This is a genomic window from Bradyrhizobium sp. SEMIA (assembly GCF_014844175.1).
GTDB classification, from domain to species: domain Bacteria; phylum Pseudomonadota; class Alphaproteobacteria; order Rhizobiales; family Xanthobacteraceae; genus Bradyrhizobium; species Bradyrhizobium arachidis.
On the sequence record NZ_CP046601.1, the window covers coordinates 2499994 to 2513591 of the forward strand.

Annotated in this window: 14 protein-coding genes; 10 read left to right on the plus strand and 4 right to left on the minus strand. The window is 64.1% G+C overall.

Annotated elements, in window-relative coordinates; genetic code table 11:
• The first annotated feature begins 39 nt into the window (after positions 1-39).
• Both FOM02_RS12140 and FOM02_RS12145 read left to right on the plus strand, forming a co-directional pair.
• Complete coding sequence (locus FOM02_RS12140; protein WP_027559209.1) at positions 40-471, plus strand: MerR family transcriptional regulator; 432 nt, start codon at positions 40-42, stop codon at positions 469-471.
• Positions 404-823, plus strand: coding sequence for a carboxymuconolactone decarboxylase family protein (locus FOM02_RS12145; RefSeq protein ID WP_027559208.1), 420 nt, complete (start codon positions 404-406; stop codon positions 821-823). The genes FOM02_RS12140 and FOM02_RS12145 overlap by 68 nt, the downstream gene beginning before the upstream one ends.
• A 121-nt stretch (positions 824-944) precedes the next feature.
• Here the strand turns inward: FOM02_RS12145 and rimO are convergent, their stop codons facing one another.
• Complete coding sequence (rimO, locus tag FOM02_RS12150; RefSeq protein ID WP_027559207.1) at positions 945-2264, minus strand: 30S ribosomal protein S12 methylthiotransferase RimO; 1320 nt, start codon at positions 2262-2264, stop codon at positions 945-947.
• A gap of 209 nt (positions 2265-2473) precedes the next feature.
• On the opposite strand from rimO, the gene FOM02_RS12155 reads away from it, so the two are divergent.
• The 7 genes from FOM02_RS12155 to FOM02_RS12185 all read left to right on the plus strand — a co-directional run bounded on the left by FOM02_RS12155 (position 2474) and on the right by FOM02_RS12185 (position 9967).
• Positions 2474-3037, plus strand: a complete 564-nt coding sequence (locus tag FOM02_RS12155; RefSeq protein WP_027559206.1) for a hypothetical protein — start codon at positions 2474-2476, stop codon at positions 3035-3037.
• Between the two features lie 329 nt (positions 3038-3366).
• A complete protein-coding gene (locus tag FOM02_RS12160; protein WP_028146280.1) occupies positions 3367-3624 on the plus strand; it encodes a hypothetical protein in 258 nt (85 codons plus the stop codon).
• A gap of 378 nt (positions 3625-4002) precedes the next feature.
• Positions 4003-4593, plus strand: coding sequence for an ANTAR domain-containing response regulator (locus FOM02_RS12165; protein ID WP_027559205.1), 591 nt, complete (start codon positions 4003-4005; stop codon positions 4591-4593).
• Complete coding sequence (locus FOM02_RS12170) at positions 4590-5753, plus strand: CmpA/NrtA family ABC transporter substrate-binding protein (protein ID WP_027559204.1); 1164 nt, start codon at positions 4590-4592, stop codon at positions 5751-5753. The genes FOM02_RS12165 and FOM02_RS12170 overlap by 4 nt, the downstream gene beginning before the upstream one ends.
• A gap of 336 nt (positions 5754-6089) precedes the next feature.
• On the plus strand, positions 6090-7874 hold the full coding sequence (locus FOM02_RS12175; RefSeq protein WP_027559203.1) for a NirA family protein: 1785 nt from the start codon (positions 6090-6092) through the stop codon (positions 7872-7874).
• The gene (locus tag FOM02_RS12180) at positions 7871-9478 is read left to right on the plus strand and encodes a sulfite reductase subunit alpha (protein WP_027559202.1); all 1608 of its coding nucleotides are present in this window, start codon (positions 7871-7873) and stop codon (positions 9476-9478) included. Before FOM02_RS12175 ends, FOM02_RS12180 begins: the two co-directional genes overlap by 4 nt.
• Positions 9479-9814: 336 nt before the next feature.
• Positions 9815-9967 (plus strand): hypothetical protein, encoded by a 153-nt coding sequence (locus FOM02_RS12185; protein ID WP_035729731.1) that lies wholly within the window; start codon positions 9815-9817, stop codon positions 9965-9967.
• Positions 9968-10075: 108 nt separating this feature from the next.
• Here the strand turns inward: FOM02_RS12185 and FOM02_RS12190 are convergent, their stop codons facing one another.
• From FOM02_RS12190 to pxpB, 3 genes are read right to left on the minus strand one after another with little or no spacing between them, the layout of a single operon-like run.
• Complete coding sequence (locus FOM02_RS12190) at positions 10076-10846, minus strand: LamB/YcsF family protein (RefSeq protein ID WP_027559201.1); 771 nt, start codon at positions 10844-10846, stop codon at positions 10076-10078.
• A gap of 27 nt (positions 10847-10873) precedes the next feature.
• The gene (locus FOM02_RS12195) at positions 10874-11911 is read right to left on the minus strand and encodes a biotin-dependent carboxyltransferase family protein (RefSeq protein ID WP_027559200.1); all 1038 of its coding nucleotides are present in this window, start codon (positions 11909-11911) and stop codon (positions 10874-10876) included.
• Positions 11908-12639, minus strand: a complete 732-nt coding sequence (gene pxpB, locus FOM02_RS12200) for a 5-oxoprolinase subunit PxpB (protein WP_027559199.1) — start codon at positions 12637-12639, stop codon at positions 11908-11910. Before pxpB ends, FOM02_RS12195 begins: the two co-directional genes overlap by 4 nt.
• A gap of 257 nt (positions 12640-12896) precedes the next feature.
• On the opposite strand from pxpB, the gene FOM02_RS12205 reads away from it, so the two are divergent.
• Positions 12897-13595 carry a ribonuclease activity regulator RraA gene (locus FOM02_RS12205; protein ID WP_027536148.1) on the plus strand — a complete coding sequence of 233 codons (699 nt, stop codon included), beginning with the start codon at positions 12897-12899 and terminating at the stop codon, positions 13593-13595.
• Positions 13596-13598 lie beyond the last annotated feature (3 nt).

Sequence of the window (13598 nt, forward strand, 5' to 3'; positions counted from 1 at the left end):
GGGGTATCTGTACGTGCGTCAGTACGAGAACGGGCACACATGAAGATCGGCGACCTCGCAAAACGAACCGGCTTGTCGACCCACACGCTGCGTTATTATGAGCGCATCGGGCTGCTGCCATACGCAGACCGAGATCGTTCCGGCCAGCGTGACTTTGACGCATCGATCCTGACATGGATCACATTCATCGGTCGGCTCAAGACCACGGGAATGCCGATCCGGGACATGTTGCGTTATGCGGCGCTTCGTGATGAAGGCGAAGCTACCGGGCAAGCCCGGCGGCAGATGCTGGAAATCCACCGGGAACAGGTTCGCACGCAGATTGCCGAACTCCAGGAATGCCTGCTCGTCCTTGATACCAAGATCGCCGGCTATGCCGGCGACGAACAGAGGACGAAGGAAAATGACGCACGCCCAATCACCAGCCGAAAGCCGCTTCGATCGCGGCCAGCGGGCCCTGTCACGCATTGACGGCAGAGCCGGCGAAAAAGTCGTCGCCTCACTCGCCGACATCGCTCCGGATTTTGCACGATACGTGATCGAGTTTCCCTTCGGCGACATTTACAGCCGCCCGGACCTCGGCCTGCGCGATCGGGAGATCGCGACGATCGCCGCGCTGACGACGCTCGGAAATGCCGCGCCTCAGCTCAAAGTGCATATCGAGGCGGGTCTGAACGTCGGGCTCTCTCGCGACGAGATCGTGGAGATCATCATGCAGATGGCCGTCTATGCGGGCTTCCCGGCGGCGGTGAACGGGCTGTTCGCAGCGAAGGAGGCGTTTTCGGCTCACGACGGACGGCAGGTGTCGGGAGAAGCGACATGACCCGATTCCAGGTCGTCATGCCCGGGCTTGTCCCGGGCATCCACGTTCTCCTTACCGTGCGTCAAGGCGTGGATGGCCGGGACAAGCCCGGCCATGACGCTGTGGGAGCGTCAGTGCGCCGTCAGAACCCCGCGACGCTGCCGTGCAGATCGTATTGGTCGGCGCGCTCGATCTTCGCCGTGACGATCTCGCCGACGCGCAACGGGCGGCGGCTCGACAGGTACACCGCGCCGTCGATCTCCGGCGCATCGGCTTTCGAGCGGCCCTTCGCAACCGTCGGGCCGACCTCGTCGATGATGATCTGCTGGCGCGTGCCGACCTTGCGCTTGAGCCTGCGCGCCGAGATCTTCTGCTGGCGGGCCATCAGCGCGTTGTAGCGCTCCTGCTTGACCTCTTCCGGCACCGGGTTTTCGATCGCGTTCGACGTCGCGCCCGCGACCGGCTCGTATTTGAAGCAGCCGACGCGGTCGATCTCGGCTTCATCGAGCCAGTCGAGCAGGTAGGCGAAGTCGGCATCGGTCTCGCCGGGGAAGCCGACGATGAAGGTCGAACGCAACGCGAGATCGGGGCATTCCTCGCGCCAGCGCTTGATGCGCGCCAGCGTCTTGTCCTGCGCCGCCGGGCGCTTCATCGCCTTCAGCACCTCGGGGCTCGCATGCTGGAACGGGATGTCGAGATAGGGCAGCACCTTGCCCTCGTTCATCAGCGCGATGACCTCGTCGACATGCGGGTAGGGGTAGACATATTGCAGCCGGACCCAGGCGCCGAGCTCGCCGAGCTCGCGCGCGAGGTCGAGGAATTTGGCGCGGACCTGGCGATCCTTCCACGGGCTCTCGGCATATTTGAGATCGACACCATAGGCCGAGGTGTCCTGCGAGATCACCAGGAGCTCCTTGACGCCGGCGCCGACCAGGCGCTCGGCCTCGCGCAGCACGTCATTGGCCGGGCGCGAGACGAGGTCGCCGCGCAGCTTCGGGATGATGCAGAAGGTGCAGCGGTTGTTGCAGCCCTCGGAGATCTTCAGGTACGCGTAGTGCCGCGGTGTCAGCTTGATGCCCTGCGGCGGCACCAGGTCGAGATGCGGATTATGGGCGGGCGGCAGCGCGCGGTGCACGGCATCGAGCACGCTCTCATATTGCTGCGGGCCGGTGATGGAGAGCACGCCGGGATAGGCCTGCTCGATCGCTTCCGGCTCGGCGCCCATGCAACCTGTTACGATCACTTTGCCGTTCTCGGCCATGGCCTCGCCGATCGCCGAGAGCGATTCCTGCTTGGCGCTATCGAGGAAGCCACAAGTGTTGACGATGACGATGTCGGCCCCGTCATGCTTGCGGGCGAGCTCGTATCCCTCCGCGCGCAGACGCGTGATGATGCGCTCGGAATCCACCAGTGCCTTGGGACACCCGAGTGACGTGAATGAAATGCGGGGCGCTCTGTCCATGGTATCGCCTGGAGCCTAGATCTGAATTGTCCGGATTTAGCGATCCAACTAATTGAACCGATGGCGAAATTCAATAACTAACCTATGCGGCGCGATGCTAAAGCAGCCGGTTCCGATCGCGTGAGTGGAGGAGCCGAGATGAATTGCTCCAACGTGCACGTTTTAGTTGTTATTTTCTTTCTTGCTTGATTCCACGGAGCTAAACTGCGATGCGCCGTTTCATCTTCGGCATGGCTTTCGTTACCGCTGCCTGCGGCGCGATGTTTCCGGTACGGGCTGAAGTCGACAAGATCATCCATGTCTGCGATCGGCAAGAACGAGTGTGTCCGGAATTCAGGCCACGCGTGAAGGCACCCGATGGGTGGACGAGGGACGAGGCCGCGAGTCTCAAGTACGGCGCCTCGATGTTCGTGCCCAACGGGAAGACGTTCGGCAAAGCCGAAGTGATCATCTATGCCGAAGGCCGCTACAACAAGGATCGGACCGAATTGGTTCAATGGGTCGCAACAAGCGACAGGGATTGGGCGACGACATCCGGCGAGAATGCCAAGATCACCACGCTTCCCTCGGTGAGCCCCAAGATCGTTATCAACCGCTATGACAATCCGTCCCTGAAGGACCAGCCGATCGAAGTGATCGCGCATTACGCAGATCTCGACAAGGACGGCAATTCCTACATCGTGCGGCTAGCGGTCTCCGGCCTCAACGAGACGGCGGTGATGGCCGCCGTGCCACTTCTCGACAAGATGATCGTTGGCGCCAAGATTCCGTGATACGCGGCGCTCCGTCCATGTGGTCGCCCGGAGCCTGCATCTGAATTGTTCGGATATGCGAACTAACTAATTGCTCCGATGCCGAAATTCAATGACTAACGCGCGCATTGCGATACTCAAGTCATGCTCGCGCATAGAGAAATGCGGCAATCAGTGGATGGACTGAAGGTTCCCGATTGGGAGAAGCTTCGATCACTTCGTTGGCGCGCCCAATCGCCGAAGCGTGATTGCGCCACCCCTGCGCGAGGGGAATGCCAACGCTTAGCTGTCGGTCATGTCAATGGACAGCGCGCGCATGGGTTGCGCACCACCAACAACAAGAGGAAAGCATGACCAGCTTCAAAGTTTTAGGCGCGACGCTCGTTCTTTCCGCGCTCCTTGCGACGCCCGCCTCGGCATGGCAGTCGGCCTCGGAGCCCGCCGCGGCCGCAGCCGCGGACCCGACCTTCTCCATCTATTCGAACGATAACCGCGGATATTCTGCGTACGGGATGGTCTCGCCGGCGCCGCTCGGCGATGCGACGGGACTGCATAGGTTGGTACGGCCGCATCCCCGAAATCACACGGCCCGCGTCAGGCGCTACTGAACACCGACGTCGAATCGCCAGCCTTCCTGGTTGAGGGCCAAGGCACGACGTGCATCGGCCGATGCCTCGTCGTGATCTCCGACGAATACGAGCGATCGACTGCGTAGAGACTTTGACTGGGATTGATCGCCAGGACCGAGAGACGTCGACAGCCGTCTTCGCGCGGCATTTTTCTTTTCGTGGCGAGCCGGTCGAAAAGCTTACATTTGTTGTCTCAGGGGCACCAGAGCGACACGAAGCTGGCCTTGGGCGCAGCCGTCTAATCCATATCTGATCTGCCTGATTGACAGGTCTCGGCTAGTCCCAATTGCCCATAATTACAACCCTTTGCATGGGCGTCCGGCATGCTATGGATGAATCGCCTGCCGTGAGTGAGCCATGAGCGCCGAACAGTCGCCTAAAATCGTGATTGTCGACGAAAGCCCGATCCGGGCTGCGATCCTCGAGGAAGGGTTGCGGGAGGCCGGATTCACGCAAGTGGTCCATATCCGCGAGATGCAGAGCCTGCTGGCCCGTATTTATGCGGTGGACCCCGACATCATCCTGATCGATCTGGAAAACCCCAGCCGCGACGTGCTGGAGGCGATGTTCCAGGTCAGCCGCGCCGTGAAGCGGCCGATCGCGATGTTCGTGGACCAGAGCGATTCAGCCTCGATCCAGGCCTCGGTCGAGGCGGGGGTTTCCGCCTACATCGTCGACGGGCTCAAGAAGGAGCGCATCAAGCCGATCCTCGACCTCTGCGTGTCCCGCTTCAACGCCTTCGCAAAACTCCAGGAGGAGCTGGAGCGCACCAAGTCGCAGCTCGAGGACCGCAAGATCATCGAGAAGGCCAAGGGCATCCTGATGAAGGTGAAGGGCCTCACCGAGGACGAGGCCTATGTGCTGCTGCGCTCCACCGCGATGCGCGAGAAGAAGAAAATCGGCGAGATCGCCCAGTCGATCATCACCGCGTCGGAGATGCTGAAATGACCGCTCCCCTCCGCATCGGGTTCATCCCGCTCGTCGATGCCGCAGCCCTGATCGTCGCCGTCGACAAGGGCTTTGCTGCCGCCGAGGGTCTCGAGGTCGAGCTGGTGCGCGAGGTGTCCTGGTCCAACGTCCGCGACAAGCTCAATATCGGCCTGTTCGATGCCGCGCATCTGCTCGCACCGGTGGCGATCGCATCCTCGCTCGGGCTCGGCCACGTCAAGGTGCCGATCGCCGCGCCCTTCAATCTCGGCGTCAACGGCAATGCGATCACGGTCTCGCCGACGCTCCACGCCGCGCTGATGGCGGAGATCGACGGCGACCGCTTCGATCCGCTCGCAACCGCCAAGGCGCTGGCGAAGGTCGTCGCCATCAGGCGCAAGAACGGCGCCGATCCGCTGACCTTCGGCATGACCTTCCCGTTCTCGACCCACAATTACCAGCTGCGGTTCTGGATGGCCGCGGCCGGCATCGATCCCGATGAGGACGTGCGCCTCGTCGTGCTGCCGCCGCCCTTCATGGTCGACAGCCTCAGGAATGGCCATGTCGATGCGTTCTGCGTCGGCGCGCCCTGGAATTCGATCGCGGTCGATCTCGGCATCGGCCACATCCTGCATTTCTCCTCCGACATCCTCGCGCGCGCTGCGGAGAAGGTGCTGGCGCTTCGGCAGGTCTGGGCCGACAAGCATCCGGACGTGGTGGCAGCACTTGTCCGCGCGGCGGTGAAGGCGGCCGCGTTCATCGAGGAGCCGGCGAACCTGACTGAGGCGGCGCAGATCCTGGCACAGCCCGAACGGATCGGCGTCGATGTCGAGGTGATCCGGCGAACCCTGGTGGGACGCCTGAAGATTTCACCCGACGGCACCTTCCGCGAGAGCGGCCGCTACCTGCTGGTCGGACGTGAAGGGGCAGGGCGCCCGGATCCGGTCCAGGCCGCCTGGCTCTATGCGCAGATGGTGCGCTGGGGGCAGACGGCGCTGACGCCGGATGGCGTCAAGACGGCGATGGCGGTGTTCAGGCCCGACCTGTACGATGCCGCCGTCGGGCGCCGGCCGCCCGATGAAGCCCCCGCAGGGCTCGGTGCCTTCGCCGGCCCGGTGTTCGATCCCGGCAACATTCTGGGGCACCTGAAGGCCTTCGACGTGGGTCGTTGGAAGGCCTGATTCGACGCTGCCTATCTTTTGGGCAATTGTTCTCATCGACCAAATTTTAGGCCGACTGCTCGAATTTCGTGAGAGGTTCGAGGCCGGTACCTTTGCGGACGCTTCCGCAATTCTTTGAAATCGCGCGAGTTTCCAATTCATTGAAGCTGGCACGCAACTTGTATGTTGCAGTGCGGCCAGCTTGTCACAGGTGCCTGCTGAGCCGAGTCCCGCAGCAACGAAGCTGATCGGACCGTTGGGCAGCAAAGCCGGCTCCAGGGCCCGCCGCGTGCCTCGCGGGTCGCGCCAATGTCCGTCGATGCCACCGAGGTGGCCGCAGGAGCTTCGTACCCGATCATGAAACTCGATACCGTCTCAGTCGACTTCACCGACGAGCAGAAGCGCTATCTCGAAGGTTTTACGACCGGCCTCCAGATCAGCCGCGTCGGTCGCGGTCTAGGTGGTGGCGGCGCCGGCAAGGCGAACGCCGAGCCTGTCGGCCCCGATGCCGTGCACATCAAGGCGCAGGACAAGGTGATCGCGTCGGGCAAGAAGCTCGCCGATCAGGAGAAGTTCAAGCGCGACGAGCATCCCTTCGATGCCTATCCGCGGCTGCGCCAACAGGCGCTCGACAATACCCCGCCGAGCCCGGCGGATAATTTCCGCTGGCGCTATTACGGCATCTTCTATGTCGCGCCGACGCAGGACTCCTACATGAGCCGCCTGCGCATCCCGAACGGCATCATGAAGCATTGGCAGCTGTCAGGCCTTGCCGATCTCGCCGATGAGCTCTGCGGGCCCTACAGCCACGTCACGACGCGCGCCAATCTCCAGCTTCGCGAGATTCCGCCGAAGCACGCGATCAAGCTGATCGAGGGCGTCCAGGACCTCGGCCTGTGCTCGCGCGGCTCCGGCGCCGACAACATCCGCAACGTGACGGGAACGCCGACCGCCGGCATCGATCCGCATGAAATCATCGACACGCGGCCCTATGCGCGCGAGTGGCACTATCACATCCTGAACGATCGCTCGCTCTATGGCCTGCCGCGCAAGTTCAACGTCGCCTTCGACGGCGCCGGCAGGATCGCGGTGCTGGAAGAGACCAACGACATCGCCTTCACCGCCTATGAGGTGAAGGACGGTTTTGGCGTCGAGCCCGGCGTCTGGTTTCGTCTGGGCCTCGGCGGCATCACCGGCCACAAGGATTTCGCGAAGTACTCAGGCATCATCGTCAAGCCGGAGCAGGCGACCGCGGTCGCGGATGCCATCGTGCGCGTCTTCATCGACCACGGCGACCGCACCAACCGCAACAAGGCGCGGCTGAAATACGTGCTCGACACCATGGGCCATGACGGCTTTCTCAAGCTGGTCGAGGAGCGGCTGAAGACGCCTTTCGCGCGGGTGCCGGAGGAGGCATTCGCGCCGCGACCTGCCGCGGACCGCATGGCCCATATCGGCGCGCACAAGCAGAAGCAGGACGGCCTCAACTGGATCGGCGTGTCGTTGACGCTGGGCAAGCTCAGCTGCGACCAGATGCGGGGTCTCGCAAAAGTTTCGCGGGATCTCGGCGACGGCGAGATCCGCCTGACCGTCTGGCAGAACCTCTTGATCTCGGGCGTGCGCGACGAGAATGTCGATCTCGCCATCGCCGCGATCAAGCAGATCGGGCTCGCGGTCGAGGCCTCGCACATCAAGGCCGGCCTGATTGCCTGCACCGGCAATGCCGGCTGCCGCTTCGCGGCGTCCAACACCAAGCGCAATGCCGCCGAGATCGGCGACTGGTGCGAGCCGCGCGTTGCCATGGACAAGCCGGTCAACATCCATGTCACCGGCTGCCACCATTCCTGCGCGCAGCATTATATCAGCGACATCGGCCTGATCGGGGCGCGCGTGCCTGTGAACGAGGAGGACACGGTTGAGGGGTATCACCTCTTCACCGGCGGCGGGTTCGGTCCCGACGCTGATGTCGGGCAGGAGGTCTACCACGACCTCAAGGCCGAGGACGCGCCGAAGACGGTCGAGGGGCTACTCAAGGCCTATCTCGCCCATCGCTCTTCCCCTGATGAAACCTTCCTCTCCTTCGCGCGCCGCCATGACGGCGAGACGCTGCGCAAGCTTGCCGATGCACAGGTGTCCGCATGAACCAGATCACGCCTCCGCCGAAACTCGACATCATCCCGGCCAGCGCGCCGTTCTCCGACGCGCAGCGCTCCTGGCTGAACGGCTTCTTTGCCGGGCTGCTGTCGCCTGACGTCGCAACCCCGCTGTCGGCGGAGCAGGGCGCAGCCGTCATGCAAAGCGGTGACGGCGACGACGGCGAAGCGCCATGGCATGACCAGACCATGCCGATCGGCGATCGCATGAAGCTCGCCGAGGGCCGTCCCGTGCGTCGCAAGATGATGGCGGCGATGGCGCAGCAGGATTGCGGCCAGTGCGGCTACAATTGCCACGACTATTCGGAAGCGATCGCGAGCCGCAGCGAAGCGCGGCTCAATCTCTGCGTCCCCGGCGGCAAGGAAACCGCACGGATGCTGAAGTCGCTGTACGAGGAGCTGGACAAGGCCCCCGCGGCGAAAGCGCCCGAGAAGGCGGACACGGTGGCGGCGCCCGCCGTCACAGTGACCATCGCCGAGCCGGGCCGCTCGCGCGACAATCCGACGGAAGCGACCTTCCTGTCGCGCCGCCTCCTCAACAAGGGCAAGTCGGAGAAGGAGACCTATCACGTCGAGTTCGATCTCTCCGCGAGCAAGCTCGACTACGTGGTCGGTGACAGTTTTGGCGTGTTCGCGCGCAACGACGTCGGCCTCGTCGACCAGATCATCGCGCTGCTCGGCGCCTCCCACACCACCAAGGTCAACGGCAAGACGCTGCGCGAGGTCTTGATCGATGACGTCTCGCTGTCGCCGGCGCCGGACTCGCTGTTCGAGCTGATCTCCTTCATCACCGGCGGCGCGCAGCGCGAGAAGGCGCGGGCGCTGGCGCAGGGCGAGGATCCCGATGGCGATGCCGCGACGCTCGACGTGATGGCGGCGCTGCAAAAATTCTCCGGCACGAGGCCGCATCCGGAGGCCTTCATCGAGGCGCTGGAGCCGCTCCAGCCGCGGCTCTATTCGATCTCGTCCTCGCACAATGCGACGCCGGGAAAACTGTCGCTAACGGTCGATTCCGTGCGCTACGTCATCGGCAAGCGCAAGCGCGTCGGCGTGGCCTCGACCTTCCTCGGCGAGCGCATCACCGACGGCGAGAAGCTCAAGGTCTATGTGCAGAAGGCGCATGCCTTCGGCCTGCCGCAGGATCCGAAGACACCCGTGATCATGATCGGCCCGGGTACCGGCATCGCGCCGTTCCGCGCCTTCCTGCTCGATCGCAAGGCGACCGGCGCTCCCGGCAAGAACTGGTTGTTCTTCGGCCATCAGCGCAGCGATTGCGATTTCTTCTACCAGGAAGAGCTCAACGCGATGAAGACCTCGGGGCTGCTGACGCGCATGTCGCTGGCCTGGTCGCGCGACGGCGAGAAGAAGTTCTACGTGCAGGATCGCATGCGCGAGGTCGGCCGCGAGCTGTGGACCTGGCTTGCCGAAGGCGCGCACCTCTACATCTGCGGCGATGCCAAGCGCATGGCCAAGGACGTCGAGCGCGCGCTGGTCGATATCGTCGCCCAGTTCGGCGCACGTTCGACCGATGAGGCCGTCAGTTTCGTCGCCGAGCTCAAGAAGACCGGCCGCTTCCAGGCTGACGTGTACTAGATACAGCTCGGTCAAGACGAGGAAACTCGTTTCGATTTTGCTCGGTGCTGTAGGGGTGGGCAAAGGCGCGCCCTTCGCGCGTCGTGCCCACCATCCCTAAGTGGTGGGCACGCTTCGCTTTGCCCACCCTACGAGAGCTGTCATCCCAGCGTCATCCAGCGGGTTCCAACTGGCTTGGATCTTAACGAATAAGATTCTCGGAACCCGCAGCTCAAAAGAATTTGCGCCTGCGATAGGGCGCTTTCAGAGAAGGCGCATCGCTATTTCCGCCGCCGTCTTGCCTCCCGCCAGGGTTGATCCTTCATACTCTCACAAATGGGGCGTTGGAGATCGACCATGCGCGAACTATCGGCGGAAGCCAGGCTGCACTTCTACGCGCGCTCGCTCTCGCGTCGGAGCGGTGCGAGCATGCATCATGTTGCGCTCTACAGCGCGTTTGCCGTCATCGCCGCGATCGTGTTCGGCACGCTGTCGGTGCATCCGTTCTAGATTGTCATTCCGGGGCGGCGAAGCCGAACCCGGAATCTCGAGATTCTCGGGTGCGCAATTGCGCACCGTCGTCTGATGCTTCGCATCATCCCGGAATGACGACGACCCTCACGCCCCGCGTTTGAACGGCGCGACCTCGATCCCCGCTTCCTTCAACGCCTGACGAAGCCCGCGCGCGATGTCGACGGCGCCATGCGTATCGCCGTGGATGCAGACCGTGTCCGTCCGCATCTTGATGACCTTGCCCGTCACCGACACCACCGCGCCGTCCTGCACCATGCGCACCACGCGGTCGGCGATCAGTTTCGCATCGTGCAGCACGGCGCCGGGCTTCTTGCGCGAGACGAGGTTGCCGTCGTCCTCATAGGCGCGGTCGGCGAACACCTCGTGCACCAGCGGCAAATTGGCGTCCTCGCCGGCCTTCACCAGTTTCGAATTGGCGAGCACGACGAAGATCAGACTGGGGTCGACCGCCCTGATGCCGGCGGCAATCGCCTTGGCTGTCATGTCGTCCTCGCAGGCGACGTTGGAGAGCGCGCCGTGCGCCTTCACATGCGTGACCTTGTGGCCGGCCGCGGTCGCGATCGCCTGCAGCGCACCGATCTGATAGGCGACGAGGTTCTCGATCTCGGAGGCCTTCAGGCCCGCGATCGGATGGCGGCCGAAGCCGTGAAGATCGCGGTAGCCGGGATGGGCACCGACCGAAACACCGCGCGCCTTCGCCAGCTCAACCGTTCGCCGCATGATGTCGGGGTCGCCGGCATGGAAACCGCAGGCGACGTTGACCGAGCTCGCGAGGTCGATCATGGCGGCGTCGTTGCCCATCTCCCACGCGCCAAAACCTTCGCCGAGGTCGCAATTGAGATCGATCGTCTTCATGGGGTGCTCCTCTGGTCTTCTTGTCGTTTACGGCTCGGCCGTGACCTGCCAAGTCCCGGCATCCACGGCGCTTACCGCGTAGCCCGCGACATTAGCATCGCTGAGCGCCTCGATGTTGAGCGCGATGGTGTCGGAGGAGCGCAGCCGATCCGGAAGATTCTTGATCAGCTGCGCAAACTTGCGGGCCTCGTCCTGCGCCTCGGCCATGGTAACCTCAAGGAAGCGGAACGCGGTTCCAGCCGAGGTCTGCGCGAGGCGGCCGACATCGGCCGTGATCACGGTTGCGATCTTCGGATAGCCGCCCGACGTGCCCCGATCCATCATCAGCGCGATCGGCGCGCCGTTGCCGGGCACCTGGATGCTGCCGTTGACGGTGCCGTCGGAGACGATGTTGTGACCGTGCAGATGTTTGATGGCGGGACCTTCGAGCCGGTAGCCCATGCGGTCCGAGGTCGCCGAGATCTTCCACTCGCTATCCAGAAACAACGCCTTGTTGACGTCGTCGAACTCGTCGTCCTGCGGGCCCAGCAGGACGCGGATCGGACCTCTCGCAGGCTTCGGCAACTCGATGCGCAATTCGGGCGCGCCACTCGCGGCATCGACCGTGAACTCGTCGCCGGCCTGGAGCGGGCGCGGGTAGGGGCTGCCGAGCCCGGCGCGGGCATTCACCGCAAGGCTGCCGAACACCTGCTCGCCTTTGATCGCGCCTTCGATCGCGAGGTAGGTGAACGCGCCGCCGCGGGCAAAGCCGAGCGTCAGCGTCTCGCCGTCCTTCAGCGTCACCGACGTATCCATCGCGACCGGCTTCCCGCCGATGTCGGCATTGCGCGGCGCGCCTGATATGGCGACGCGCACGGCGCCGTCCTTGGCGGTGAACGTGGCGCCGAACGGGCCGATCTCGACGGCGGCTGCAAACGGATCATTGCCGACCAGGGTGTTCGCCGCTGCCAGCGACAGACGGTCCATGGCGCCGCTGACCGTCAGGCCATAGCGCTGCGCGCCGTGGCGGCCGCCGTCCTGGACGGAGCTTGCGGGACCGATACTGGCGACGACGAGCCGGCTCATGCGTCCACCCGCTCGGCGATGATCTCGCCGGCCTCGGCGGCGCGGTCCAGCTCCTCGAACGTCTTGTGGTCGATGGCGAAAAACGTCACGCGATCACCGGGTTCGGTCAGGAAGGTCGGATTCCGGTGGAGCTGATAGGTTCGCACAGGCGTGCGGCCGAGCAGGTGCCAGCCGCTGGGCGCGGCTAGGCACTGGATGCCGGCCTGGATGCCGCCGATCGAGATCGTGCCGGCCGGCGTCAGCACCCGCGGCGACTGCCGTCGCGACATGTGCAGGGATTTGTCGAGGCCGCTGAGATAGGACCAGCCTGGCGTGAAGCCGATCATCGCAACCTTGTAGTCGCCGCCGGCGTGCCGGGCGACGATGTCGTCGGGCGTGGTGTTCAGCGCTTTCGCGACATCCTCGAGGTCGATGCCATGCTCGCCGCCATAGGCGACCGGAATGCGCCAGCGCCGCGCCTTGGTGGCGGGCGGCAGCGGCTGGGTGGCGATCGGCAGGATCTTTTCGCCGAGTGCGTCGAAGCCGATCTTGCCGGGATCGTAATGCACCAGCAGCGAGCGATAGGTCGGCACGGTCTCGGTGATGCCGTCGATGGGGCTTGCTGCGAGCGCCTTGTCGAGCGCCAGCACGCGCTGGTTGGCGTCGTCGTCGATGGTGCGGCTGAACTCGACCGTGACGGCGCTGTCGCCACTGGGCAGAAGGCGGGGCGGGGGAAGCGTCGCGGCCATGAGCTGTCGAAGAGCTGTCGAAATCGGGCTTCTGAGAGAACGCGGGCTCGCCCTTGAGTTCCGCGTCTCCCTGCTTCGCGTAAATGCGCCCGCAAGTCCAATAAATTAATGCAAGGGGAGGCGATAAAGCCTTGTTATCGCATCGCATAACGGCCCTGCCGCCCTGCATTCTTGTGGGTCTTTTGGCCCTTGACGGAAACCGCGCACCTCGCAAGATGCGCGCGTTCTTTCCCGCACCTCGGAGCTCGTTCTCGTCCATGTCGCTGTCCCCCGAAGCCCGCAAGACCCTCGCCGGCATCACCACTGCCACCATCACCACGGTCCTGCTGAAGAAGGGCCTGCGCAATGTGTGGATGCGCGGCGCGCGTCCGCTGCGTCCGGGCCTGCCGCGCCTGGTCGGACCGGCCTTCACGCTGCGCTTCGTGCCGGCGCGCGAGGATCTGGCGACGCCGGAATCCTGGTCCTCGCCGATCTCGACCCGCACCGCGATCGAGGCGATGCCCGAGGGCTGCATCGCCGTGGTCGACGCCATGGGCATCACCGATGCCGGCATCTTCGGCGACATCCTCTGCGCCCGCATGATGAAGCGCGGCGTCACCGCGCTGGTCACCGACGGCGTCGTACGTGACGTCGAGGGCGTGCTCGGCACCAATTTGCCGGTGTGGTGCGACGGCTATGCCGCGCCGCCGTCGGTTGCGGGCCTGACCTTCGTCGGCTGGGGCGAGCCGATCGGCTGCGGCGGCGTCGCCGTGTTCCCGAACGACATCGTGGTCGCCGACCAGGACGGCTGCGTGCTGATCCCGCAGGCGATGCTCGAGCATGTGCTCAACGAGGGCGTCGAGCAGGAACGGATGGAAGCCTGGATCGTCAACGAGGTGAACAACGGCGCCGTGCTGCCAGGCCTCTACCCCATGAACGCCGAGACCAAGGCGCGTTACGCCGCCAGCAAGAAGTAACAA

Bases quoted from the DNA above. Each gene is read 5' to 3' on its own strand.
- FOM02_RS12140 (WP_027559209.1), top strand. From the start codon at position 40: ATGAAGATCGGCGACCTCGCAAAACGAACCGGCTTGTCGACCCACACG.
- FOM02_RS12145 (WP_027559208.1), top strand. From the start codon at position 404: ATGACGCACGCCCAATCACCAGCCGAAAGCCGCTTCGATCGCGGCCAG.
- rimO (WP_027559207.1), bottom strand. From the start codon at position 2,264: ATGGACAGAGCGCCCCGCATTTCATTCACGTCACTCGGGTGTCCCAAG.
- FOM02_RS12155 (WP_027559206.1), top strand. From the start codon at position 2,474: ATGCGCCGTTTCATCTTCGGCATGGCTTTCGTTACCGCTGCCTGCGGC.
- FOM02_RS12160 (WP_028146280.1), top strand. From the start codon at position 3,367: ATGACCAGCTTCAAAGTTTTAGGCGCGACGCTCGTTCTTTCCGCGCTC.
- FOM02_RS12165 (WP_027559205.1), top strand. From the start codon at position 4,003: ATGAGCGCCGAACAGTCGCCTAAAATCGTGATTGTCGACGAAAGCCCG.
- FOM02_RS12170 (WP_027559204.1), top strand. From the start codon at position 4,590: ATGACCGCTCCCCTCCGCATCGGGTTCATCCCGCTCGTCGATGCCGCA.
- FOM02_RS12175 (WP_027559203.1), top strand. From the start codon at position 6,090: ATGAAACTCGATACCGTCTCAGTCGACTTCACCGACGAGCAGAAGCGC.
- FOM02_RS12180 (WP_027559202.1), top strand. From the start codon at position 7,871: ATGAACCAGATCACGCCTCCGCCGAAACTCGACATCATCCCGGCCAGC.
- FOM02_RS12185 (WP_035729731.1), top strand. From the start codon at position 9,815: ATGCGCGAACTATCGGCGGAAGCCAGGCTGCACTTCTACGCGCGCTCG.
- FOM02_RS12190 (WP_027559201.1), bottom strand. From the start codon at position 10,846: ATGAAGACGATCGATCTCAATTGCGACCTCGGCGAAGGTTTTGGCGCG.
- FOM02_RS12195 (WP_027559200.1), bottom strand. From the start codon at position 11,911: ATGAGCCGGCTCGTCGTCGCCAGTATCGGTCCCGCAAGCTCCGTCCAG.
- pxpB (WP_027559199.1), bottom strand. From the start codon at position 12,639: ATGGCCGCGACGCTTCCCCCGCCCCGCCTTCTGCCCAGTGGCGACAGC.
- FOM02_RS12205 (WP_027536148.1), top strand. From the start codon at position 12,897: ATGTCGCTGTCCCCCGAAGCCCGCAAGACCCTCGCCGGCATCACCACT.